25 protein-coding genes, 1 pseudogene and 1 riboswitch are annotated in these 25,321 nt (G+C 41.6%); of the genes and pseudogenes, 12 read left to right on the top strand and 14 right to left on the bottom strand.

Features of this window, described 5'->3' with window-relative positions; translation table 11 throughout:
* Positions 1–63: 63 nt before the first annotated feature.
* Entirely contained in the window at positions 64–1,122 is a 1,059-nt protein-coding gene (gene cax, locus Q8G36_RS04620; RefSeq protein ID WP_305159288.1) for a calcium/proton exchanger, read from the bottom strand.
* Positions 1,123–1,311: 189 nt separating this feature from the next.
* On the opposite strand from cax, the gene Q8G36_RS04615 reads away from it, so the two are divergent.
* A complete protein-coding gene (locus Q8G36_RS04615) occupies positions 1,312–2,478 on the top strand; it encodes an MFS transporter (protein ID WP_305159188.1) in 1,167 nt (388 codons plus the stop codon).
* Between the two features lie 332 nt (positions 2,479–2,810).
* Positions 2,811–4,730 (top strand): heavy metal translocating P-type ATPase, encoded by a 1,920-nt coding sequence (locus tag Q8G36_RS04610; protein ID WP_305159187.1) that lies wholly within the window; start codon positions 2,811–2,813, stop codon positions 4,728–4,730.
* 237 nt (positions 4,731–4,967) lie between these two features.
* On the opposite strand, the gene Q8G36_RS04605 is transcribed toward Q8G36_RS04610, so the two are convergent.
* Positions 4,968–5,807 (bottom strand): YihY/virulence factor BrkB family protein, encoded by an 840-nt coding sequence (locus Q8G36_RS04605; protein ID WP_305159186.1) that lies wholly within the window; start codon positions 5,805–5,807, stop codon positions 4,968–4,970.
* A gap of 16 nt (positions 5,808–5,823) precedes the next feature.
* Positions 5,824–6,216 carry a YtxH domain-containing protein gene (locus tag Q8G36_RS04600; RefSeq protein ID WP_305159185.1) on the bottom strand — a complete coding sequence of 131 codons (393 nt, stop codon included), beginning with the start codon at positions 6,214–6,216 and terminating at the stop codon, positions 5,824–5,826.
* Positions 6,217–6,446: 230 nt separating this feature from the next.
* Here Q8G36_RS04600 and Q8G36_RS04595 point away from each other — a divergent pair, with 230 nt between their 5' ends.
* The 4 genes from Q8G36_RS04595 (at position 6,447) to Q8G36_RS04580 (ending at position 8,792) form a co-directional block, all read left to right on the top strand.
* Entirely contained in the window at positions 6,447–6,671 is a 225-nt protein-coding gene (locus tag Q8G36_RS04595; RefSeq protein ID WP_034305672.1) for a DUF1128 domain-containing protein, read from the top strand.
* Positions 6,672–6,769: 98 nt separating this feature from the next.
* Positions 6,770–8,035 (top strand): gephyrin-like molybdotransferase Glp, encoded by a 1,266-nt coding sequence (glp, locus tag Q8G36_RS04590; protein ID WP_305159184.1) that lies wholly within the window; start codon positions 6,770–6,772, stop codon positions 8,033–8,035.
* Positions 8,023–8,538: a molybdopterin-guanine dinucleotide biosynthesis protein B gene (gene mobB, locus Q8G36_RS04585; RefSeq protein ID WP_305159183.1), complete on the top strand. Its 516-nt coding sequence runs from the start codon at positions 8,023–8,025 to the stop codon at positions 8,536–8,538. The genes glp and mobB overlap by 13 nt, the downstream gene beginning before the upstream one ends.
* Positions 8,539–8,549: 11 nt before the next feature.
* Positions 8,550–8,792: a DUF2164 domain-containing protein gene (locus Q8G36_RS04580; protein WP_305159182.1), complete on the top strand. Its 243-nt coding sequence runs from the start codon at positions 8,550–8,552 to the stop codon at positions 8,790–8,792.
* Positions 8,793–8,833: 41 nt separating this feature from the next.
* Here Q8G36_RS04580 and map read toward each other — a convergent pair whose 3' ends face one another.
* The 6 genes from map to Q8G36_RS04550 all read right to left on the bottom strand — a co-directional run bounded on the left by map (position 8,834) and on the right by Q8G36_RS04550 (position 13,768).
* Positions 8,834–9,580 carry a type I methionyl aminopeptidase gene (gene map, locus Q8G36_RS04575; RefSeq protein ID WP_305159181.1) on the bottom strand — a complete coding sequence of 249 codons (747 nt, stop codon included), beginning with the start codon at positions 9,578–9,580 and terminating at the stop codon, positions 8,834–8,836.
* A gap of 106 nt (positions 9,581–9,686) precedes the next feature.
* The gene (locus Q8G36_RS04570; protein ID WP_305159180.1) at positions 9,687–10,202 is read right to left on the bottom strand and encodes a type 1 glutamine amidotransferase domain-containing protein; all 516 of its coding nucleotides are present in this window, start codon (positions 10,200–10,202) and stop codon (positions 9,687–9,689) included.
* A 283-nt stretch (positions 10,203–10,485) separates the two neighbouring features.
* Positions 10,486–10,677, bottom strand: a complete 192-nt coding sequence (locus Q8G36_RS04565; protein ID WP_305159179.1) for a late competence development ComFB family protein — start codon at positions 10,675–10,677, stop codon at positions 10,486–10,488.
* 46 nt (positions 10,678–10,723) lie between these two features.
* Positions 10,724–11,479 (bottom strand): flagellar motor protein MotB, encoded by a 756-nt coding sequence (gene motB, locus Q8G36_RS04560; protein WP_305159178.1) that lies wholly within the window; start codon positions 11,477–11,479, stop codon positions 10,724–10,726.
* Complete coding sequence (gene motA / locus Q8G36_RS04555; RefSeq protein ID WP_305159177.1) at positions 11,472–12,263, bottom strand: flagellar motor stator protein MotA; 792 nt, start codon at positions 12,261–12,263, stop codon at positions 11,472–11,474. The genes motB and motA overlap by 8 nt, the downstream gene beginning before the upstream one ends.
* Before the next feature lie 407 nt (positions 12,264–12,670).
* Complete coding sequence (locus Q8G36_RS04550; protein WP_305159176.1) at positions 12,671–13,768, bottom strand: AbrB family transcriptional regulator; 1,098 nt, start codon at positions 13,766–13,768, stop codon at positions 12,671–12,673.
* Positions 13,769–14,185: 417 nt separating this feature from the next.
* Between Q8G36_RS04550 and mreBH the strand changes: the two genes are divergently transcribed.
* The 5 genes from mreBH to Q8G36_RS04525 all read left to right on the top strand — a co-directional run bounded on the left by mreBH (position 14,186) and on the right by Q8G36_RS04525 (position 19,080).
* Positions 14,186–15,193 carry a rod-share determining protein MreBH gene (gene mreBH, locus Q8G36_RS04545; RefSeq protein WP_305159175.1) on the top strand — a complete coding sequence of 336 codons (1,008 nt, stop codon included), beginning with the start codon at positions 14,186–14,188 and terminating at the stop codon, positions 15,191–15,193.
* Between the two features lie 257 nt (positions 15,194–15,450).
* Complete coding sequence (locus tag Q8G36_RS04540) at positions 15,451–16,014, top strand: tyrosine-type recombinase/integrase (protein ID WP_305159174.1); 564 nt, start codon at positions 15,451–15,453, stop codon at positions 16,012–16,014.
* Between the two features lie 52 nt (positions 16,015–16,066).
* Positions 16,067–16,564, top strand: coding sequence for a cation:proton antiporter regulatory subunit (locus Q8G36_RS04535; protein ID WP_214745985.1), 498 nt, complete (start codon positions 16,067–16,069; stop codon positions 16,562–16,564).
* A 6-nt stretch (positions 16,565–16,570) separates the two neighbouring features.
* Positions 16,571–17,797, top strand: coding sequence for a cation:proton antiporter (locus Q8G36_RS04530; protein ID WP_305159173.1), 1,227 nt, complete (start codon positions 16,571–16,573; stop codon positions 17,795–17,797).
* A 416-nt stretch (positions 17,798–18,213) separates the two neighbouring features.
* A complete protein-coding gene (locus Q8G36_RS04525) occupies positions 18,214–19,080 on the top strand; it encodes a YihY/virulence factor BrkB family protein (RefSeq protein ID WP_305159172.1) in 867 nt (288 codons plus the stop codon).
* A gap of 61 nt (positions 19,081–19,141) precedes the next feature.
* On the opposite strand, the gene Q8G36_RS04520 is transcribed toward Q8G36_RS04525, so the two are convergent.
* From Q8G36_RS04520 to ribE (Q8G36_RS04505), 4 genes and pseudogenes are all read right to left on the bottom strand, one after another.
* Entirely contained in the window at positions 19,142–20,308 is a 1,167-nt protein-coding gene (locus tag Q8G36_RS04520) for a DHH family phosphoesterase (RefSeq protein WP_305159171.1), read from the bottom strand.
* 606 nt (positions 20,309–20,914) lie between these two features.
* Positions 20,915–21,385, bottom strand: coding sequence for a 6,7-dimethyl-8-ribityllumazine synthase (gene ribE / locus Q8G36_RS04515; protein WP_305159170.1), 471 nt, complete (start codon positions 21,383–21,385; stop codon positions 20,915–20,917).
* Positions 21,386–21,464: 79 nt separating this feature from the next.
* Positions 21,465–22,103 (bottom strand): annotated as a pseudogene (ribB, locus tag Q8G36_RS04510) (3,4-dihydroxy-2-butanone-4-phosphate synthase); the annotation flags it as partial.
* A gap of 18 nt (positions 22,104–22,121) precedes the next feature.
* On the bottom strand, positions 22,122–22,760 hold the full coding sequence (gene ribE, locus Q8G36_RS04505; RefSeq protein WP_251431494.1) for a riboflavin synthase: 639 nt from the start codon (positions 22,758–22,760) through the stop codon (positions 22,122–22,124).
* Positions 22,761–22,906: 146 nt separating this feature from the next.
* Positions 22,907–23,037, bottom strand: a riboswitch (FMN riboswitch).
* A 204-nt stretch (positions 23,038–23,241) separates the two neighbouring features.
* On the opposite strand from ribE (Q8G36_RS04505), the gene Q8G36_RS04500 reads away from it, so the two are divergent.
* Positions 23,242–23,973: a TspO/MBR family protein gene (locus Q8G36_RS04500; RefSeq protein WP_305159169.1), complete on the top strand. Its 732-nt coding sequence runs from the start codon at positions 23,242–23,244 to the stop codon at positions 23,971–23,973.
* A 13-nt stretch (positions 23,974–23,986) separates the two neighbouring features.
* Here Q8G36_RS04500 and megL read toward each other — a convergent pair whose 3' ends face one another.
* Entirely contained in the window at positions 23,987–25,162 is a 1,176-nt protein-coding gene (gene megL, locus Q8G36_RS04495; protein WP_305159168.1) for a methionine gamma-lyase, read from the bottom strand.
* Positions 25,163–25,321 lie beyond the last annotated feature (159 nt).

Genomic DNA, 25,321 nt, shown 5'->3' with positions numbered 1-25,321 from the left:
GAGTCGTTTTTATTTTTTAATTTTATAAAAAGAAAGACCTCCCGCATCGGAAGGCCTGCATTCTTATAATAAGTAAAATCCAATTCCCATAATTAAGTAAGCGGCCAATAAGGTAAGGCCTTCAAACCAGTTCGTTTCCCCGTCATTTGAAATCATGATCATCAAAAAGACTGCTGTAACCATTGATATCAGTTCTGGCATTGTGAAAACAAGCGGCATATGCGTTGGATACATTAACGAAATAAGTACGAGTACAGGTGCTACGAACATCGCTACTTGAAGCGTGGAACCAACGGCAATCTCCACTGCGATATCCATTTTGTTTTTATAGGCCATTATGACAGCGGACGCATGCTCTGCCGCGTTACCTACGATTGCAACGATAATGACACCGATGAATAACTCCGACCATCCGAAGGTTTCCCCTACTTCGCTGAACGTATGGACAAGTTTTTCCGATACGTACGCAACAGCCAATGTAGCGGCAGCAAGGATTATCATTGCCTTTTTCCTGCTCCACTCTGGTACTTCCCCTTCATGTTCCTCGGGTTTCTCCGTATGCTGATATACCCCGCGGTGGGTAACCAATTTAAAAAATAATGCAGCAAGATATAATAAGATCAAAATAATGGAAATTCCGACACTTAGCGACATCGTGCTTGATTCACTCATATTTTGTGTGAATACTTCCGGAATGACGAAGGCTACAATAACTGCAAAAATCAATAGACCGGCATTATGCCTGGCATCGAATACATTAAATTTCTGACGTTTGTATTTAGTCCCTCCGACAAAGAATGAAAGTCCTGCCACCAACAATAAGTTTCCTAAAACGGAACCAGTCAAAGACGCCAACACGACACCCACAAGCCCCGCCTTTAATGAAAAGATGGATATGATCAATTCTACTGCATTACCAAAGGTTGCATTCAAAAGACCGCCAATCCTTGGTCCCATAACGATCGCTAAGCTTTCAGTGGCCCGGCCCATGAAGCCTGCAAGCGCCACGATTGTTAAGCAATATACGATGAACATGATTACACTCGGCCAATGCAATAATGACCCAATGACTGATAAAGGGACGCCTAACAGGACAAGCCCCAAAAAAATTTTATTCACGATACTTCTCCTCACAATCCTATAGTCCTTTTTATGTAACAAAAACTGCATACATAATCTTCGGGCGATGACAAAGGAAAATTTTATATCATCACTTTTCTTCTTGTCAATATTTACCCAAATTTCTATTGCTTAATCCTCTTCCTAAGATGTAACATCAAAAGGTATACATTTCTTAGGAGACATGATTTTATGAATAATAAATTGCTTTTTAGCGTTTTAATCTTAATTGTCGGCATATCAGGGTTTTCTCAAGGGATGCTTCTGCCGATCATTGCCATCATTTTTGAAAATGACGGAATTAGCTCATCCCTAAATGGGTTTCATGCAGCCTCCCTTTATATTGGAATTCTGTTGATTTCTCCTTTTATGGAAGCCCCGCTCCGTAAATACGGGTATAAGCCATTGATATTATTTGGCGGGATAACGGTCATTGTATCACTTGCCTTATTTCCTGTTTGGAAATCATTCTGGTTTTGGTTCATACTGCGTTTTTTCATTGGAATCGGCGATCATACACTTCACTTTGCTACCCAGACATGGATCACTGCCATTTCACCAATAGCAAAGCGTGGAAGGAATCTTGCCATTTATGGACTTTTCTTTAGTCTTGGCTTCATGGTTGGCCCGCTGATGACGAAGCTTCTCGAGATTAATCAGTCTTTGCCTTTCATCATCACATCCATACTTAGCCTTCTAACTTGGTCCACTGTTTTCCTTATTAGAAATGAGCTTCCTGAACAAGATGATTCTGAAAGCACATCATTCCTTGGCACACTCAAAAGGTTTACGAAAGTGAGCCGCATAGCTTGGGTCGCTTTTTTACTTCCGTTCACATTTGGCGTGCTTGAAGCATCATTGAATAGCAATTTCCCTGTATTCGCCCTGCGCTCAGGAATCGATTTAACCGCAGTAGCCATCATCATTCCGGCATTTTCTGCGGGGACTCTGCTTACACAAATTCCCTTGGGGATGATCAGTGACCGCTATGGCAGGCGAAAGACCTTGCTGACGATCGTTTTTTCAGGGTTTACCATATTCACTCTTGCAGGGATTTATTCCTTTTCAGTGCTTGGCCTTTTCATCTGTTTTATGTTTGGCGGCATGATGGTTGGTTCGACTTTCTCGCTGGGAATCAGTTATATGGCAGATCTTTTGCCTCGAAACCTATTACCTGCTGGAAATTTATTATGCAGTATTTTCTTTAGTCTCGGCAGCATCGGCGGTCCATTCTTTGGCGGCCTGGTTATTGAACACATACAAGGTGGAAATTTTTTCTACATGATCAGTATCATGCTTTTCCTTGTCTTCATTTCATTGGCCTTGTTTAAGGAAAAAATGCCTGCTTCAGTTATGTAGTATAGTTTATTATCTGGACTACTTCTTTTATTATGCAATTTGAACGGTATTTATCAATAGTGACTGTATATTGGATAGGCCATACTTTATATTTTTTACTAGATTAGAATCATTCTTCTTTATTTCTGAATAGGATATGTGGTATTATAATAATAACAAAAGGGATATCACGTTTATAAACCTTTGAAAACATTGCTGTCATCGCAATTCCGGTGGCAGCTTTCATATTTTATCCAGAGAAATGACGTTGATTATCTTTCTCAATTAGATATCAGACAAATGATAATCTATATCATTTACACAAAATAGAGAAGAATGTGGGAGGGAATCTTATGACTACAGACACTAAACATTTAACCCAACCGGCTACATGCAAAACCACTTGGTTGGAAATAGCCAAACCTCATCTAGAACTTATTGCTGCATTATTCAGCGGTTTATTAATAGTATTGGGCTGGGCCCTTTCAAAGAACGGAATGGAGTCCACTTCCATATTCATATACTTAGCCTCTTTCTTGATTGGCGGATATGCCAAGGCAAAAGAAGGCATAGAAGATACGATTGCCGATCGGGAATTGAATGTTGAGATGCTGATGATTTTTGCAGCCATCGGTTCTGCGGTCATCGGATACTGGACGGAAGGTGCCATATTGATTTTCATCTTCGCTTTAAGCGGTGCCCTTGAGACATACACGATGAATAAAAGCCATAAAGAAATCTCGGCACTTATGAACCTACAGCCTGAGGAAGCACTGCGCATCACAAACGGATATGAAGAAACCGTATCCGTTTCACAGCTGCAAGTGGGGGATCTGATTTTAGTGAAACCAGGTGAGAGAGTTCCTTCAGATGGAAAAATCACAGACGGCCGTACCAATATCGATGAAGCCGCCATCACTGGCGAATCCATACCAGTAAGTAAATCATTGGATGATGAAGTATTTGCCGGGACGGTTAATCTCCGTGGTACGATTACCGTGGAAATCACCAAACCAGCAAGTGAAACATTATTTCAAAAAATCATCACCCTCGTTCAATCCGCTCAAAGTGAAAAGTCCCCTTCCCAGCTGTTCATTGAACGGTTTGAAGGGACTTATGTAAAAGTGGTTTTGACGGTTGTCGGCTTAATGATGTTCGTACCCCATTTCATATTGGGGTGGAGCTGGACCGAAACATTCTACAGAGCGATGATCCTGCTCGTTGTCGCTTCTCCTTGTGCCCTTGTGGCCTCTATAATGCCAGCTACACTTTCTGCCATTTCAAATGGTGCTCGTCATGGCATTTTATTTAAAGGCGGCATACATCTTGAGAATCTAGGTAACCTGCAGGCAATTGCTTTAGATAAAACCGGTACATTGACAAAAGGAAAACCGGAGGTAACGGATGTCATTATCCGCGAAGATTTAAACGAAGAAGATTTCTTATTTCATATTGCATCTGTTGAAAATTATTCGAATCACCCTTTGGCCACATCAATTGTACGTTATGCCAAAACGAAATTGCAAAAGGACATCATTAAACCGGATAACATGGAAGATATCTCAGGTAATGGGGTTCAAGCTTACATCAATGGCGTGCTTTGGCAAGTCGGAAAGGCTGATTTCGTCGGTCGCAATGATGCAGAACGATTCCAAAATGGCATTGCACTGACATTGGCTGAACAAGGTAAGACAATCGTATATGCAAAAGATGATCAAGGGATTGCCGGTATACTCACTTTGAAAGATGTCGTGCGTGAAGAAACCGTTACAGCCATCGAAGCTTTGCGAAAAGAGGGCATCCATACCGTCATGCTGACAGGCGATGGTGAAAAAACGGCTAAAGCGATTGCGTCGGAGAGCCATATTGACGCATATATTGCCGAATGCCTACCTCAAACCAAAGTGACTGAAGTGAAAAGACTGAAAGAACATTTTGGCACTGTAGCAATGGTTGGGGATGGTATCAATGATGCACCTGCACTAGCAACAGCATCTGTTGGAATTGCAATGGGTGAAGGCACGGATGTTGCCTTGGAGACGGCGGATGTTGTTCTGATGAAGAATGACCTGCCTCGCATCGCGGAAGCAGTCAAATTATCCAAGAAGATGAATCGAATCATCAAACAAAACGTCATCTTTTCCATTTCGGTCATCATGATCCTGATAGCATCCAATTTCCTACAATTTCTAGACCTCCCATATGGCGTAATTGGCCATGAAGGAAGCACAATTCTCGTTATACTGAACAGCTTAAGACTTTTGAGAAACTAAGCATGGAAAAGGAGCCCTAAAGGCTCCCTTTTTTATGATCTTTTCATTTAGTGATATCCGTTCTTACCGTTTGCAGAACCTGATGTTTTATGGTTCGAACCTTTATTTTTTCCTTTTTGCTTTGTGCTGCCATCCTTTTTACTCATGAAAGAACTCCTCCTCTTCAAAAGATGTTATGCTATTTCTTGAATAGTATCTGCAGCATGATAATCCGCTATTACGGGAACTCCAGGAATCTCATACACATTCTGGTTTTTCCTTTTCACTAATGAGCGCATTTATTTCCCCGCCCAGTATGATGATGAGCCCCGATAAATAAAACCAGACCATTAATACGATTATCCCTCCAAGACTTCCATATGTTGCGGAATAATTAGCGAAGTTCTCCACATAAAAAGAAAACAAAAAGGAAGCGAGACTCCATCCTGCCGTTGCAAAGATAGCACCAGGCATTACGGTTATGCATTTCAGCTTTATATTTGGCGCAATCCAATAAAGGATGGTGAACACAATTAAAAATACAAGTGTACTGATCACCCAGCGAAGTTGGTTCCAAATCGTAAGAAACTCATCGGATTGTCCAATTTCGGCAAATAGGAATACTCCAATCTGTTTTCCGAATACCGGCAGCAATAAAACGACAATAAAAACAAAAATCATCGCTAAAGTGAGAAGAATCGACATTCCCCGGGAAATAAAGAAAGTTCGACTTTCTTTTACACCGTATGCATGGTTAAATGCTTTAATGATTGCATTCATCCCATTCGAGGCCGACCATATCGTTCCAATGACACCAAACGACAATAAAGTGCCGTTCGCTTCCATCACTTCAGATAGGTTAGCCTCAATGATTTTCATCGAATCGTCAGGCGCATATGTACGGACGGTGTTTAATATATCTTCTTGGGAAAATGGCAGATAGGCCAATAAAGTGAATAAAAAAATAAGTAACGGAAACAGGGAAAGTAAAAAGAAATAAGACAGCTGTGCGGCAAGCCCCGACACATCATCGACCTGTAACCGTTTTATGAAAGTCTTGAAGAATGAGCCTTTCAGCCATTCTTTTTTATTGGCCATACCTCCACCCCATTTTCTAATTTAAGGAAATCCGTTCATGATGACTTGAAGACGGCTCTTCATCCTCTGCAGCAAAAACTTCCTTCGTCTCCATCACCACTTGGGCAACTTGCGATGGAATATCTTTCATTTCCTCCACCTTTTGGGAAATGAAGGATACATCATCGGAAATTTTTTCAACAGTGGAACGGACCTTAGATGATGTTTCCCGTACTTGTGTAAGCACCCCATTGGGATTCTTCATGAATTCTTTCATATTACTCATGCAGCCTTTGCTGTTTTCCAATACAGAATAACGCGTATCCTTATCAAAAAGGCTTATCGCAGCCCCTGCAAACGCCCCAATAAAGACCGCTTGCATAAATTTACTTTTCTTGGCACACTTATATTCTTCTCGAATGTTGCTCATATATTCTCCTCCTCGTCATATATTAGTTGATGAATAATGGTAGCTATCTCCATTATACAATGTTTAAAAAAGTTTTTTCCTATCTTTTCCCAAACTCTCTCACTTTAAAACGCTATGAGAGACAAGTGAATCGGGAATCAAGCTAGTTTTCCACCTGAATATTCATTGACTTCTAGAGGTAATCATGCAAAGATGAAAATAATTTAGGAACGTATGAAAGGATGAGGGAAATGGATTTAACGCAAAACACAGCTGAAAGTGTCGAGTTTATGATCGAAGCAATTAAGGATAAATTAAAAGTGATGAACTTCGGTGCAATCAAATCGACCCATTTTGATATTGAAATGTACGAAGAGCTGCACGATATCTATACAATGGTGATGAAAAAAACGAATTTCAGTGTCCGTGAAATGGAAGCGATCGCTGAAGAACTTGGAAGACTGCGTAATAAGTAACATTCAAAATCCTCCCATACCGGTGAGGATTTTTTTCATTTTCAAAAAAATTCTGCTACATTTGATATAGAAATTGAAAACGGACAGGAGTTGTAAGCATGGTAGAAAGAAGAACGCCCATCAGCATCGCAGAAGCAGTGAAAAAAGTGATGAAGCATAAATTAAAAGGACATGTAGAACTGATTCCCCTCGAGGAAAGCCATGACCGTTTTTTGGCTCAGGATATTGCAGCTACAAATGATGTTCCGCATTTTAACCGCTCGCCATATGATGGATTCGCCCTCAGGTCCAAGGATACGGCTGAAGGTTCCATAAATAACCCTCTCGAGTTCGAAGTGGTTGAAGAGTTGGCTGCGGGTATGGTATCGACTATTCCTGTACAAAAAAATCAAGTGGCAAGAATCATGACTGGAGCTCAGATGCCAGCTGAGTGTGATGCCGTAATCATGCTCGAGCTTACGAAGGAATTCGAAAAAGACGGAAAGAAGTACATATCATTTAAACGCTCTCTTAAGGAAGGCGAAAACGTTTCTTTTCAAGGAGAGGATGCAAAGAAAGGCGATGTTCTTGTGAAAAAAGGAACAGCGATCAATCCAGGGATCATCGGCTTGCTGGCAACATTCGGTTATGCCGAAGTGCCAGTTGCCATGAAGCCTGTCGTCGGATTATTCGCCACAGGTTCGGAACTTCTTGATGTTAATGAACCGTTGGAGCCCGGGAAAATTCGCAACAGCAATTCACATGCCATCTCCGCCCAAATTCGCAGGGCCGGAGGAGAAGTCCGTTTTTATGGAAAGCTTAAGGACGAGTTCGAATTAAGCTGCGAGGCCATTTCAACGGCCTTGGAGGAAGTGGATCTGCTCATTACAACAGGAGGAGTTTCTGTCGGTGATTTTGACCTTCTCCCGGATATTTATCAAAAAATTGGCGCTGATGTCTTATTCAACAAAGTGGCAATGCGTCCCGGCAGCGTGACGACCGTAGCGGTATATAATAACAAATTTTTATTCGGTTTATCCGGCAATCCATCCGCCAGTTATGTTGGCTTTGAACTATTTGTAAGACCGATCATCCGCACCATGCTGTTTTCTGAACATCCGCATTTACGAAAAGAGACTGCACGATTGGCAGAGGACTTCTTAAAACCCAATCCATTCTCACGTCTGCTTCGGACCCGATTATTTTACGATTCCGGCCAGTTGAAGGTAATTCCTAGCGGTGTGGATAAATCCAATATTACAACAAGCTTGGCAGGTGCCAATTCACTGACCGTCTTACCTGGAGGGACCCGTGGTTTCCAAACGGGAGATTTCGTGGACACCCTGCTTCTCGATGACCAAGAAGGATGCAAATGGCCTTGGTGAAGCCCTTTATTTTTCAGGTGGTTGGCTACCAAAATAGAGGAAAAACGACCTTCATAAAGAATATAATCAAAAAGCTTCGTGCAGCTAAATTAGAGACAGCCGTTTTAAAACATCATGGACATGGCGGAAAACCAGATGTTTCAGGCATGAAGGATTCCAATAAACACTTTCAGGCTGGGGCGGCCGCTTCACTGGTTGAAGGAGATGGAACAATCGAGCTGCTCGGCAATTTCAAGGGGAAAGCCCCTATCACTGAGCTGATTCAATTACTGTGTCTATTTCTCCCTGATGTGATTTTAATTGAAGGTTATAAGCAAGAGGACTTTCCTAAGGTCATTTTAATCAAAGAAGAAAGTGACCTCCTGTTATTGGAACGGCTTACTAATGTCAAAGCAGCGGTGGCTTGGCCCGAATTTCTGGAACGAACCAGAAATCATGCTTCAGTACCCGTCTTCCCTTTGGATTCGGATCAATTCATTACATGGTTTTTAGAACAAATATGAAGGAGGGCACAATGTTCATTCAATTCCCCATAGAAAAACGCCGCAAGATGATCGAAAGCATCCAAGAATATGTGTATCAGGAACATGGCAAGGAAATCGGTGAAATCGCAGCCGAAAATCACTTGCAGTTCATTTTCGAAAATATTGCTCCCTTTATTTATAATGAAGGCATCAAGGATTCTAAAAAGGTCATTGAGGACAGATTAGGAAATATCGAAGAAGATTTGTATTCATTGGAACGGCCAATTGATTAACATGAAAAAACAGCATCATGATCGATGCTGTTTTTTCATGTTCATTGTTCGGTCAAAATAAGCGGACCGTTTTTCGTAATGGCAATCGTATGCTCATATTGAGCCGAGTATTTCCCATCTGCAGTGGATGCCGTCCATCCATTCGGATCCCGGCTTGCTTTATATGTACCTACGTTTACCATTGGCTCGATGGTGAATACCATGCCTTCCTTAAGACGCGGACCTTTATTAGGAAGTCCATAATGCGGAACCTGCGGCTCTTCATGAATGACATTTCCTATCCCGTGTCCGATGAAATCACGAACGACAGAGAATCCTTCCGCTTCGACATATGTTTGTATGGCATGACCTATATCTCCAATCCGATTGCCTTCCACACATACTTCAATCGCCTTATATAAAGATTCCTTCGTCACATTCACTAAATGTTCGGTTTCCTTTGAAACCTTACCGACCGTATACGTCCAGGCAGAGTCAGCAAGGGCCCCGTTATAATTGACGACCATATCAATCGTAACGATATCTCCATTTTTTAAAGGGGTCTTACGAGGGAAACCATGACAGATTTCTTCATTTATACTGGCACATGTCGCATACTCATACCCTTTGTAACCCTTTTGTTCCGGCTTCGCACCATGTTTTTTTAAGAATCCTTCAACAAATTTTTCTATTTCCCATGTTGTGACCCCAGGAACAATCAACTTTGCAATCTCCCTATGACAAGCTGCCAAAATTTTACCCGATTCATGCATCGCTTGAATTTCACGTGCAGATTTTAATACGATCAATCGTGACACTTCCTTTTTTATTCGTCTCTCCTTTTATTTTACTGCAAAGATTGAAGTATATGAATCCTTTAAAATGAAAAATCCCGGCAGCTGCCGGGATTTTTCATTATTTCAATAGATTGAGCGATTCCCGGTTAAATGCCGGAAGATCTTCAGGTGTCCTGCTTGTTACAAGCTGGTTGCCGCAAACTACAACCTCTTTGTCCAAATATGTGGCACCTGCATACTCCATATCGACTTTAATGGATGTATATCCTGTTGCGTGGCGTCCTTCAAGTGTTTTGGCTGTAATCAGCAGCTGCGGTCCATGACAGATCGCAAATACAGGTTTCCTATCATCCATGAACGATTTGGCGAAAGATACGAAGCGTTCGTCAGCACGAAGTTGATCAGGGGAGAACCCACCTGGGATGAATAATGCATCGAAACTTTCTGGTTTCACCGAGTCGATGCTTTCATCAATCTCAACTTCTACCTCCCCTTGTTTCCCTTTCACGGTTTTCCCTTTTACCATTTCAATCGTCGTTACTGTATGGCCTGCTTCTTCAAATGCTCTTGCTGGTTCACTATACTCCGAGTCCTCAAACATATTCGTTACTACACATGCGATATTTTTACCCATAAATAATTCATCTCCTCAATTTTTGATCGAATGAACCTACTTTATACTTTATTTATGTTCCCTCTGCCACCATAAATAAAACACCTAATTAATGGTTGTCCCTTTTGTTTATGAGTAAAATACCGCTATATTTCCGACATCCCTTCGGCGGTTGCTGTCCACCTTCTTTAATATCAGAAAAAAAGATAAAGGCAGCCTTTTGATCAATGTTTAGGATACAGGCCAACAACGTGTATCGCATTGATAATTCTTTTATTGATCCATTTCCTGTTTTCTTCTGTATTCAAATTTCTAAATACCCTTTCCCACCTTCCGTGGTTACATAGTAATTAGGCAGGTTATTCAATGATAATGTGATGATGTCATTTTTACATTTCCTGCATGAACAAAATGTTTGGTATTCCATTCCTGACATTAAGACCTGCACCCATGTCACAACGATTTCTTCCATCACATTTGTATATTCTCTTTCCATATATTCTCCTTCAAATAGAAAAACCCGTCCATTCCTGACAGGTTTTTCACTCATATATCGCTGTCCGTGGAACAATTAGGATTTCAACCCTCCGGTTTTTCGCTCTTCCTTTTTTCGTTTCATTAGAAGCAACCGGCTTGAATTCCCCATGTCCTTTAGCACTGAACATTTCGGGATCCAACTCTTTATTTTCGAGGAGAAGTTTCATAAAATTCACGGATCGCATCACGCTCAGATCCCAGTTGGATTCATACTGATAATTTTTAATAGGAATATTATCGGTATGTCCGCTTACGATAATGTTTCTGGGTAAGTCCATGACCAGTAAATCCGAGATTTCCTTAGCGATTTTTCGGTTTTCACTTCTCACCTCAGCCACACCCAAATCGAACAATACGTTTTCCCTGATTGAAATCAACATGCCTTCATCCGTAAGGTTCGTTCCCAATTTATCCGTTAAATCATTCTTTTGGATGTAGGCATTTACACGCTCCTGAACTTCCGTAAGATCTTCTTGCTCGTTTTTCCCTAGCTTCTCAAAATCTTCTGCACCTGTTCTTTGTTCTGGTGACGTCGGCTCATTGCTGGGGGAATCACTTGGGAAATCCATAAAGCCCGTTCCGCTTGTAAAAACCTGGTTAAATACATTGGACAACTGCTGGAACCTTACTGCATCAACTGAACTTGAAGCGAACAAGACGATAAAAAGTGCGAGAAGCAATGTTAAGATATCGGAGTAGGGAACCAGCCATGATTCATCGATATGCTCTTCATGCCTTTTTTTCTTTTTGCGCCTAGCCATCTTCTCTCACATCGCCTTCTAACCACTTTTTACGATCTCCAGCAGGCAAATATGATGATAATTTCTGTTCAATCGTTCTTGGCGCTTCCCCTTCGATGATCGATAAAATACCTTCTAACATCATTCCTTTGATTCGGACTTCCTGCTGCGATTTCCGTTTGAGCTTATTGGCAAATGGATGCCATAACACATACCCCGTGTAAATCCCCATCAAGGTTGCGACAAACGCGGCAGATATGGCATGTCCCAATGCCTCCGTGTCAGCCATATTACCCAATGCAGCTATCAGCCCGATTACCGCACCCAATACGCCAAGCGTCGGTGCGTATGTACCTGCCTGACTGAAAATCGCTGCCGCGCTTAAATGCCGTTCTTCCATCGCGTCTATTTCCTCTGCTAAAATATCACGAATATAATCGGCACTCTGACCTTCAACTGCAAGATTCAAGCCATTTTTCAAAAAGGTATTATCCACTTGATCCGAAATGCTTTCCAATGCCAATAAGCCTTCTTTCCTGGCAATGACCGCCCATTCCGAAAAGGTTTTTATTAAATCTTCAGGCTTTGTCAACTTTTGATCAAAGAATAATATCTTGAATATTTTTGGTAGTCTTATTAATTCCGATAAAGGGAAAGCCGTTACGACAGCAGCTATCGTACCTACAATAATGATCAAAATAGCCGCCGGGTTAATCAACGCCGTCACACTAACGCCTTTCAACACCATTCCGACTAAGATGGCCACAATACCCAGAACTACTCCCAAAACTGATGTTATATCCATAATACTCACCCATTCATTTAAAGTCTCGTCTCCTCCTTATATCGGATGAAGTTCAAAAAAAGTGAGGATTATTTTACTATTCGATTTCAGTTTTCATAAATATCACAAAATCTACCAACTTTATTGCCTACATGAGCTTATTAAACAGTACATTTCAAAGGTTCGGGCATAATATTCTTTCGAATGGAATTATAAGCATGTTCCGTACTTATTTTTCTTATAACGTCTGGAGTATTCGCTTTTACTCGTGAGTATTGGAGGTTTACTCGTGAGTTTCAGCATTTTACTCGTGAGTTTTCCGCTTTTACTCGTGAGTTTTCCGCTTTTACTCGTGAATTCCGCATAACACCTGGCATTTGTCCTTTTCACTCTTCAGTTTTTCCGAAAAGAAAAAAGGACAAAGCCTGTCAGCTTTGTCCCTGTTCTTGTTTCCCGTGGTTTCTTCCGGCCAGCCATTTTATGATGGGTGACAGAAAAAATAAAATGAATAAGATCCTGAATAAATGAAAGCTTGTGACAACGGATAAATCCACGTGTACTGACATGGCTGTGACTGCCATTTCGGCGACGCCGCCTGGCGCCATGCTCAAAAATAATTCGTTCGCCTGTAAAGATAGGATCGGGGCAAACTGAATGGAAAGATAATAGCAAAATCCAATCAATAGGACATTACTGACGAATACAGCCCCGAACATCTTTCTGAAAAGTCGGGGATTATCAACCTTTAATGTGTAGCCTAAATGTGCGCCGATCAACAATTGCGACAAGTTCAACCAAAAGTCAGGAATCTGCGGGGCACCTGGTCCTGCTAAATTGAATAGTGCTGCGGCCATGAGTGGTCCTAGCAAAAAAGGCAGCGGAAAATTCACTTTCTTTGTGATGAAGATGAATAATAGCAAGGTTAACAACATCATCATGGCTAATTTCCCATCATATTCAAATAAGAAAAACGGCCGCTCCGATACGGCCATTACCGCACCTGATTCAACTGACATTACATGGGTTACAATCCAAGGAACAATGGATATCACCAGGATGACCCGAAGTGTTTGCATGAAACCTACAACCGTTTCATCACTATCCTTCATTTCCTCACTCAAGACCACCATCTGGGAAAGACCTCCAGGGAAACTGCCAAGCATGGATGTGCCCAAGGATAAGTTCATTCGTTTTCCGACAAACCAGCCAGTCAACACTGTAAATGAAATGATTGCGATTGTCGTAAAAAGCATAACAGGCAGATATTCAATCATCTCATTTAACGATTGTTTCGTGAATGAACTGCCCAGTTGTAAACCTAGAATGACCAATCCAGTACTTCTAAAGGTTTTAGACCAAAACAAGTACTTCCTTAACTTCACTTTTGCAATCATCACGACGAATAATGGTCCAAGCATCCATGGCAGGTATATTCCAAGGCTATCAAACGCATAACCACCCAAGAAAGCTAGAAAAGCTGTAAAGATGACTCTAACACTCTTACTCTCGATTAAATTTGCACTCACAAAATTACCTTCTTTATCTAAGCGGATTTTCATCTATATCTTAACATAAAAAAAGCTGATTCAAAGCTGTCATCCACGCTTGTTTTCGACTGAAGCGAGGAGCGCAGCAGTGAAATATACTAATAACGGCACATATGAGAGAACCATATTTTGCAGCATCCAGTTTACGTTTTACAATAGGCAGAATGTTGGGGCCTTAACCATTCCGATGACATGATGGATTGCTTACAATTGGACATTTGCCGTTCTTGGCGTGCTTGCCATCGCCAGTGCACTTTTATATTTCATCATGTTTTCGCTCTATCAAAAGGAACAGCGCAACACTTCCACCATTTACTAGATTTCCCACCCCCACAAACTCGCTATAAAAGGTAGAATGAGTATATAGGGGTCAAACTCTTATGGAGGGGTGACTAGATGTTATCAAATACAGAAATAGGCATTGACTTAGGAACTGCAAATACGCTAGTTTACAGTAAAAATAAAGGAATCGTATTTAATGAGCCATCTGTGGTGGCCATTGATATAGAGACTAATAAAGTATTGGCAGTCGGTGTGGATGCAAAAAACATGATCGGGAAAACACCTGGAAATATTGTGGCAATCCGTCCGCTTAAGGATGGTGTCATTGCGGATTTTGATGTGACCGCGCAAATGCTTCGGGAAATCATGAAAAAAGCAAGTAAGGCCCTAGGTTTATCGATTCGCAAACCTAGTGTAGTGGTCTGTACACCATCAGGTTCCACATCAGTTGAGAGAAGGGCCATTCAGGATGCAGTCAAAAGCTGCGGAGCGAAACAGGTCCACCTTATCGAGGAACCAGTAGCAGCAGCAATAGGTGCGGGCCTGCCTGTCGAAGAGCCCGTTGCCAATGTCATCGTTGATATCGGCGGAGGAACGACTGAGGTCGCAATCATCTCTTATGGCGGCGTCGTTTCTTGCAATTCAATCAGAATTGGCGGAGATCAATTGGATGAAGATATCAGCCAATATGTTAGAAAAAAACATAATGTCCTGATTGGGGAAAGAACAGCCGAGGAAATAAAAAAAGAAATCGGCTACGCACTCGTTGAACATTCCGTGATCACCATGGAAGTCAGGGGCCGCGATCTTGTAACGGGTCTTCCAAAACCGATTACAATATCATCCACTGACGTCCAGGAAGCCATTCAGGAATCGCTTCTTCATATACTGGAAGCAATCAGGGCCACTTTGGAAGATTGTCCTCCTGAATTGAGCGGGGATATCGTCGATCAAGGTGTCATCTTATCCGGCGGGGGTGCTCTTCTCAACGGGATACAAGAATGGCTGACGAATGAAATTGTCGTCCCAGTCAAACTTGCAGATAACCCGCTTGAATCAGTTGCCATCGGAACCGGGCTTTCACTTGAGGTCATTCACAAATTACAAAAAGCCGTGTACTAAAAAGATGAGGAAACCCCAACTTGGGGTTTCTTTTTTTGTATCATTCCAGGCTGATGTCCCCCATGATGCAAACAGTATTAAATAACTCCCCTGGAGTATTTTACCTCATTCGAGTAGAGAATAAGGAAAAGGTTTTTTTACGTTCGACAGCATGCATTACTGTTTGGATAGGAATCACCCGCAGGACTAAACGCATGCAATGTTACATAACTTGTGTTAAAATGTAATTATGTTACATTGGCAAGAGGAGAAGATCTATGGAATATGTAGAAGCCTTTAAGGATATCAATCAAATCAGCAAAATAAAATCATACTTACGCGCTCATTCCAGTCGGGATTATTTATTGTTTGTACTCGGCATCAATACAGGTATGAAGATAAATGAAATGCTCGAAATCACCGTCGCCAGCGTTCTGGATGAAACGGGCAAAATCAAGGAGTTTTATGAGCAACGGACGGAAAATGATGAAGTCAACCAAATTTATTTGAACCTGAAAGTCCGTACCGCCTTACAAGAATACCTTAAAGGCTCGAAGGTTATCGAAGGTCAATTTTTATTTCTTTCCCCTAAGACAAAAAAGCCGATTACACGCCAACAGGCACACCGAATCATCCATGATGCTGTGGAAGGTGCAGGGCTGACAGGCAAATTCGGAGCAAGTTCGATGCGTAAAACTTTTGGCTACCATGCCTATAAACAAGGAGTGTCACTCGCCTTGATACAGAAGCATTACCATCATTCCAGTCCATCGGAGACATTAAAATACATCGGCATATCCAAGGAGAAGAAATTCAAGACGAATATTGACGTTAACTTATAAACATTCTGCTATCTTCTATTAACTCTAACCAACATTTTAAGGAGGAATTCCAGTGAGAATTAGAGAAAGTGAACTTCCTGGTATTGGCCAAAAATTCGAAATCATAACGAGAAATGATGAAAAGTTAGTAATCGTCATTCACGATGACGGCCGTCGGGAATTATACCATTTTGATAACGAACATGAAGATGTCATATCGAGCATCACCCTTAACGATCAGGAATCCCGGCAACTGGCTTCCATCATAGGCGGCATGGTTTATAAACCACAAGCACTTGAAACGATTGAAATGTCATTGGGTGACTTGGTGATTGAATGGTTCAAAGTCGAACCAGGCTCAAAGGCCATCAATCAAACGATCGGTTCGATTGATATCAGGAGCAATTATAACGTGACCGTCATCGCCCATTCCAAAAAAGGAAAAAAACAACTGAATAATCCTGGTCCTGACTCCATCATCGAAACAGGCGACACCCTTGTGATATCCGGTGAAAGAAAAGATATCCGTAACCTGACAAGAGAATTATTGACCGACGAAAGGAGTGACTAAGCTCATATGGACCATTTAGTCTTTGAAGTGGGAACTGCCCTACTTCTAGTGGCATTAGCCGCCCTCGTTGCAGGTAAATTCAAAATATCAAATGTTCCACTATTAATTATCATCGGGATGCTCGTTGGCCCCCATGCCCCGCACTTCGGATTAATTGACCTGCGTTTCATTGAAAGTGATGAAATCATAGCATTCCTCGGTCGTGTAGGTATTTTATTCCTTTTGTTTTACCTAGGGCTTGAATTTTCCGTTAAAAAGCTTATGAAGTCCGGGAAAAATATCGTGACAGGCGGAACCTATTACATTTTAATCAACGTGGGAATGGCCTTGCTGTACGGTTTCCTGCTCGGTCTTCCATTAAAAGAGGTTCTGATATTAACCGGGATCATCAGTTTTTCTTCAAGTGCCATTGTGGCAAAGGTACTTGTGGACCTTAAAAGGACCGGTAACAATGAAACGGAGCTAATCCTTGGCATCATCATGTTTGAAGATATCTTCCTCGCTGTTTATTTATCAGTCGTATCCGGACTGGTATTAAGCTCTTCTGGTTCCGTTTGGGGAACATTACTTTCTACACTTATCGCGATTGGGTATATGCTGATATTTTTCGTTATCGCCCGGAAAGCATCTGGGGTCCTTAACAAATTATTCAATATAACTTCCGATGAGATTTTTATCATCGTCGTGTTCGCATTACTATTCTTCATCGCCGGTTTCTCGGAAACGATTCATGTTGCGGAAGCCATCGGAGCATTACTGCTCGGCCTAGTCTTTTCTGAAACGGAACATAGCGACAGGATTGAGAAACTTGTCATTCCCTTCAGAGACTTCTTCGGGGCCATATTTTTCTTCAGCTTTGGCTTGAGTATCGATCCGACGACCCTTGGCGGAGCGGTCTGGATGGTTCTTGGAGCCGTCATCATCACCATAATCGGTAACTTTGCCGCTGGTATGATTGCCGGACGCAAATCCGGTTTATCTCACAAAGCATCCGCAAACATCGGTTTAACGATCGTTTCACGCGGCGAATTCTCCATCATTTTAGCCAACTTAGGCATTGCTGGCGGTTTAATGCCTATACTAACCCCGTTTGCGGCACTTTATGTTTTGACCTTAGCGATTCTTGGGCCGATCCTTACAAAAGAATCCAAACACATCTATAATATCCTAAATAAAGTCTTCAAATGGACCCCTCCGAAGGTTCAAAAGGAACAAGGAAAAGAAGTGCAATAGTGAAAAGGCCAGACATTGCTGTCTGGCCTTTTTTCTGTTTATCATTTATAACTCCCCTCCATGATTTTCCGAATATTATTATACTTGTTATAAAGGGGGCATAAAATCATACCTAGTAGTAGTGTTGGCCGTATTATTCATAGGTTGATCGCGAACTTTCAAGATTCAGGGATACTACTCGACTTTACTGGAGCATTTAAAACTGACTTGCCTCACTCCAAATTTGGTTATTATGGAGCAAATGGATCAACCACGTTACATTCGATCACTGGATGAGTTGCAGGATATGTCATTGTCACATGCTTCTACAAGCGCGCGGATTAGAGCTTTCAATTTCTTTTCTTTTGAGGATTAACTTTCATTAACAGAGGGAAAAGAACAGATAACCTAAGTAACCATTCAGGAGTGATGCCCAGATGAATAAGTCGATAAAATTTTCAAAGAAACTGATTAAAGAAATAAAAGAAGATCGTGTGACCGGGCTGGCAGCAGAACAAGCTTATTACTATTTACTGGCACTATTCCCTTTGCTCATTTTACTACTGTCCATATTACCTTATCTGAACATCGATATTCAGACAGCCCTTAACACGATAAAAACCTTCATGCCTGCGGAAACGATGGAAGTCATCGAGAAAAATATCATTAACATATTATCTGAACGGAACGGAGGCTTACTGACTTTTGGTTTCCTTGGCACCATATGGTCCGCTTCCAACGGAATGAATGCGTTCATCCATTCCATGAATATCGCTTATGATGTTGAAGAAACAAGGAATTTCATTAAAGCCCGCTTCATTTCCATTGTGTTGACATTAGGCCTGGTTGTAGCGTTCATCGTCATGTTGGGTCTCCCCGTCTTCGGAAAAGTCATCATCGATTTATTACAGCAAGTCATTCCAATCCCTGAAGAAACACAAATATTATTCAGCTTATTACGGTGGGTTATCGCAGTTGTGGTCATCTCACTTGTCCTGGCCTTTTTTTATCGCTTTGCACCGAATAAAAGTTTTCCCATTAAACATGTCATCCCAGGGGCAGTGACCGCAACTGTACTTTGGCTGGGAATATCACTTGGATTTTCATTCTATGTCAGTAACTTTGCCAACTACTCTTCCACTTACGGCAGTTTAGGAGGCGTCATCATCTTGATGCTATGGCTGTATTTGAGTGGTCTGATTTTTGTGATCGGCGGAGAAATCAATGCAATTCTTCATCGCCAAAATTCCATTCCAAAAAAACAGTCACGCACGATCGTTCACCCCGTCCCGCTTAAAAGGTAAATCATGAATGACAATGGAAGATTGAAAAGCGGCTGTCCCATTCGGACAGCCGCTTTCCTATTCATCCCTTATTGATAAACTCTTCATACCTTTCATCATGGGCCAGCCATGCAGCGTATTTCCGCTTCATGTATTTTTCCGCTTCCGCGAATGTATCGAATGTTTTTTTCTGTTGTTTTCCGTTGATTTCAACAATCCATTCCTCTTCTTCATCTTCATAGATGAATATGTCCTGTTTGTCTCTCGTTGAATATAGGCAACCCTCTGGGGATTCTTTTACATTCAATTGATTCTTATGTGCGTCTCGTTTAAGGGGCTCGGCATAGAAGGTCTTTTCGACATATTGGCCATATGCCTTTTCGGACATGGTACAACCGGCGGCTTTTTGGTGGCCGCCCCCATCATACTTGCCAGCAACCTCAGAAACATCTATATCATCGTGGATTGTCCGGAAGCTGATTCTTTTACTTCCTACCATCAGGATGGCTATATAATCCAGATGCGAGAACTCTTTCGACAGTTCATTACCCAATTCCGAGTGGTATGACTCTGCATGGACCACACCAGCTGTATGGGGACCGACCGTAGCCTGATAGACTTCCCTTTTTTTCCTGTTTATGTACCGATCTACCCGACTCTCTTCAACATTGAGAAGGGTTTGCTCCACTTCGTCAAAAGTAAAACTTTCAGCCGTCGACAGCTTATTTGCAATTTTCATTTCGAATTCCTCTATCGGAATCATGAAAAACAGGTCATTCAATCGTTTTGCTGTTGTATTTTTATTGACTTCCCATTCCCAAGTATCATATTGACGGACCAATTCAACGAATTCAGCGACAATGCTTGAAGGTTCCAGCAATTTATTTTCAACTGCATACTGATAGAATAATGATGTCGCCGCCGTCTGTTTACCATCTTCCTGTTCGACAGTTACAGATGCCCAATCGTGTTCGTTCAAATGCAGTGCTGACTTATGATGATCAATCAGCAGCGCCTTGCCTCCATCTTCCACAAACTGAGTAATCATTTTTTCGTTATCTTCATCAACCGATAGATCAGTAACGATCAATGTATCTTCAATCTTAGCCTGCTCAAGAAATGCTCCTACATTCTGATTAAGGCGACCAATTGAATTATAACTAACCACTACTTCTTCTCCGAATGCCAGCTTAGCAACAATGCCGCAGCCGACTCCATCTAAATCATTATGTGTAAAGAGATGGTACACACAAACCCCTCCTAAATAACTAATAAATTTACTTTTCCCTAAAGACATGAATTTCAATTGCAATCTTTACAATTGTAGCATAATCATATCCGTATATTTTTATCATGCTTCCATTACGTGATGCTTTTGTTCGGTTTTTTTTTTGAAAATTCCCTTATGATTCCTTATTTCCCATAATCTATAAAAACACCCTTCTCTCCACCCTTCTAAGTTTGATTGGAATCGCATCCAAAAACGCGTTGTTAGAATTGGAATAGAGCCGGAAAGCAGAAATCAAACAATCGGCCATGCTTAATGAGATCTCCGGTGCGTTAAAGGATTGGGCGATTTTTATAATGGGCTTTAAGAAAACGTCCATACTACAGGGAAAATATCCGAGGAAGTGCACAGCAATAAATGAAGTCACCAATGGAGCTTGCATCATAGAATAGAAAACCGTTTGTAGAGGTTGCGGCGAGTGTCGAAGATCAGCATTCGCTAATCGATCATATGGCTAGGAACTTTACGAACTCTGAAGAATTGCTTAATGGTTTAAGAAAGTTGACATGAACCGGCACATCAAAAAAAGCCGCAGGAATGTTAATCCCTGCGGCTTCCTTATGTGAATCACTGTTCTATCAATTTTCCAAGGTTGGCCATTTCAATGGCACTAACCGCAGCTTCATAGCCTTTGTTACCTGATTTTGTTCCTGCACGTTCAATTGCTTGTTCAATATTCTCAGTTGTCAGCAAACCGAAGATAACCGGTACACCTGTTTCCAATGAAACGGAAGCCATACCTTTAGCTGCTTCATTGCAGACATAATCATAATGTGTAGTGGCACCCCTGATTACCGTTCCAAGACCGATTACCGCATCATATTTACCTGTATTCACAAGTTTCTTAGCAATTAACGGAAGTTCAAAAGCACCCGGGACCCACGCGATGTCAACATCATTCTCATCAACGCCATGACGCTTAAGGCCATCCAATGCCCCTCCTAAAAGCTTGCTTGTGATAAACTCATTAAATCTTCCTACCACGATTCCGACTTTCAATCCTGATCCGATTAATTGTGCTTCAATAGTTTTCCCCATGTCCAATTCCTCCTAATTTTTAAAAACAATATCATTTTTTTGATGTTAAGATTTAATTCCTTAAAATCCTTCAGGCTTTCGGGATGTTCAGTTCAAGTTCCTGTTTCCCGATTGTATCATTTTGTTGAAGATACCGAATCAAATCGGCTATCGTAATGAATTTCAGGTTGAATTTATCAGCGATGACTTCTAAATCGGATACGCGGGCCATCGATCCATCTTCATTCATGATCTCACAAATGACACCAGCTGGAGCGGCACCGCATAACTTCGCCAAGTCCACCGATGCCTCCGTATGTCCTGCCCTTCTTAATACGCCGCCTTCTTTAGCGACTATCGGAAAAGTGTGACCAGGCCTTTGGAAATCTTCAGCGACCGAATCTTCATTAAGAAGCTCAAGGATGGTCAAGGACCTTTCAAAAGCACTGATACCTGTAGAGGTGCTTTTATGATCGACACTTACCGTAAAAGCAGTGCCATGATGATCGGTATTTTCTCCTACCATAGGATGCAGTTTCAATTTCGCTGCCAGTTCTTCAGTGATGGTTGTACAAATCAAACCACGTCCATGAGTCGCCATGAAATTAATCGCTTCCGGTGTCGCCTTTTCGGCCAACACTACAAAATCCCCTTCATTTTCACGGTCTTCATCATCGGATACGATTACTACCTTGCCAGCCTTCAAATCTTCTATTGCTTCTTCTATTGTATGGAACATCATTACACCGCCCTTTTATTAGAATCCATGCTCTGCCAAAAACTCTAAATTCAGTCCTGGTTTTGGGTTGCCATTTTTCATTTGATGTATTATATATTTCCCTATCATGTCGTTTTCGATGTTAACGATATCGCCAGCCGCTTTTTGTCCCAATATTGTGTCCTGATGTGTCAATGGAATCAATGATACAGTCAAAAGGTTCCTTTCGATCCCAAATATCGTCAAGCTCGTTCCATCAATGGCCACGGAACCTTTTGGAATGCAAAAGGTACTAAGCCCTTCTTCCAATTGGATTACATAATATACGGCATTTTCTTTCCGTTCTTTTTTTATGATTGTTCCGGTTCCGTCGATATGACCTGAAACAAAATGGCCGCCAAACCTTCCCTGTGCACTCATGGCTCGTTCGAGATTAACAGGTGATCCCAATTTTAACGTCCGGATCGAGGAAGCTTTGACCGTTTCCGGCATCACGTCGACCGTAAACAAACTTTTCGTGAAGGACGTTACCGTTAAGCAGACCCCGTTGACTGAAATACTATCCCCCAGATGCACATCTTCAAGGATTTTTTCAGAACGAATCGATAACTCCATACTGCTTTTTCCTTTTTTCAAGGAATGTACGGTACCGATATCCTCAATGATTCCCGTAAACATGTTTTTCCCCCTTTTATAAAATATAAAAAACCCCTTAGGATGACCTAAGGAGTTAACAGGAGAAATGAGTGAAAAAAATTGTATACCTAAAAAGCCTAATATTTTCATTTTCGAAAAATTAGGCGTACGTATACACTTGGGTTCCACACGTCCTTCTCCCATCCAGACTGTACTGTCGGCTTTGGAATCTCACCAAATCCTGCCTTTAACAGGCTCGCGGGCTTAGAATTTCTTCATCACCGCCGGTTGGGATTTTCACCCGACCCCGAAGGACTAAAATAATATGAATCTTTGAATATTTTATCACCATAAAGTGAAGATGTAAAATTTCTAACCTTAAATGGTTCAATTGTTACAGGAACTTCCTCTCTTTATGAAAAAAATGACCCCCATGTTTCCTCTATGTGATCCAAAAAGGTTAACCAGGCTATATATGTGGAATAAGGTTAGAAGGATCACAATTCATACAAGGAGGAAGGCCATGATTACTTCCATCATTAACTTGATTTTCTTTCTGTTCGTCGTCACGATGAATTTTTTAGCCAATTTCCTGCCATTGAACGGCCAAACATCAGGAGAGATTTCCGATAAACTGGATGTCCTTTTCACTCCTGCCGGTTATGTATTTTCCATATGGGGCTTGATCTATTTCCTGCTCGCCATCTGGGTATTCAGGCAATTTTTAAGTAAATATCAAAACAGCCCTGCTTATAAGGCATCCTTCCCTTGGTTCGCTTTAAGCTGTTTCCTAAATGGCGCTTGGCTTTTGGCTTGGCACTATGAGCACTTTTTGTTATCCGTATTCATTATCATTGCTCTGTTGGTTACTTTAATGGTCATTTATACTAGCATAAAAAAAGTGAAACACGCTACTTTCGACCTATTTCCGTTTTCCGTTTATACAGGCTGGGTAAGTGTGGCAACCATAGCTGACATTTCTTATTACCTCACCTATATCAAATGGGACGGTTTTGGGGTTTCCAGTTTAACCTGGACGATCGTCCTGCTGATTGCAGCAACAATCCTGGCCTTTGTCTTTGCAGGTAAAAACCGGGATTGGTGCTATCCTCTCGTATTCGTTTGGGCGTTCATAGGAATCGGGATACGAAATAGCGACGACTATCCGGTAATCACAGACATTTCTTATATCCTGGCTGCCATCACTTTTATCGTATCCATCACCATCTTCATTAAAAACAGAAGAACTAAATAAGGGATATGGTACCCTAAAATGCTTGCTGAAGATCTTGCCAGACATCCTGCCAAGCTTCAAGGCCAACTGAGAGACGGACCAGCTGGTTACTGATGCCCATTTGTTCCCGTGAATCTTCAGGAACTGCAGAGTGCGTCATGGTAGCGGGATGCTGAATCAATGTTTCGGCATCCCCTAGACTTACGGCAATTTTGATAAGTTTCAATTTATTGAGGAATTCCTGTGCATCCTGTTTTGTACCATGCAATTCAAAAGAGATAAGGCCGCCGCCATGTTTCATCTGTTTTTGCATGATATAATGATCCGGTGAAGCATCATCACCTGGATAATATACCTTTTTCACCTTTGGATGTTTCTTAAGTTCATGAAAGATTGCCATTGCATTGGCCGAATGACGGTCCATCCTGACAGGCAATGTCTTTAACCCCCGCAATAGTAACCAGGCATCGAATGGTGAAATGATACCACCGATATCTTTCTGTGTAGTCCCAGCTACATGATTCATGAATTCCTTTTTACCGACGACAAGTCCCGCAACGACATCCCCATGCCCGCAAAGATATTTCGTAGCGCTATGAAGGACAATATCACAGCCATATTCAAGCGGTCTCTGTAGGTAGGGCGTCGAAAACGTATTATCGACTACGACCGTCACATTATATTCCTTCGCAACTCTTACCACCATCTGTAAGTCAATCATTTTCATCGTCGGATTGATCGGGGTTTCTACATATATGCAGGTCGTTTCCGGCCGGATCATTTTCCTTACCTGTTCTTCTGTATCCATTTCACAAAAATCATGGGTGATGCGGTATTTATTTTTCATTAGCTGCAGAAGGCCAAATGTACAACCATATAATCCCTGTGAGCACAGGATGTGGTCATCTGTTTTAGTTAAAGCAAAAAGTACTGCTGAAACGGCAGCCATCCCTGAACCGAAAGCAAGGCCAGTTTCCCCGCCTTCCAAAGCGGCAATCTTTTCTTCAAGCACTTGTACCGTTGGATTTCCAAGGCGAGAATAAATATATCCATCTTCCATACCGGCAAAACGCCTTTCCCCTTGCTCGGCATTTTCAAAAGTGAATGTTGAGGTTTGGAATAAGGGTGTTGCCAAGCTTCCTAAATGCTTCTTCGAGTCATATCCTTCATGAATGACTGCCGTTTCAAACTGTTTATACTTTCCTGTCATACCGTCTCCTCCTAACCTATGTCTATTGCTATCATATGTCAAAAAATCATATAAAGGAAGCGTTTTCATTCATGATTAACCCTCATTAATGAACTCCTGAATTTGGTGAATATGATATAATTTCACAATCAAAATATTATAGTTGAAGATTTTGGGAGT

Source organism: Peribacillus frigoritolerans, from assembly GCF_030676415.1.
Classification (GTDB): domain Bacteria; phylum Bacillota; class Bacilli; order Bacillales; family DSM-1321; genus Peribacillus; species Peribacillus frigoritolerans_A.
This window is presented reverse-complemented; position numbering and strand designations above follow the sequence as displayed.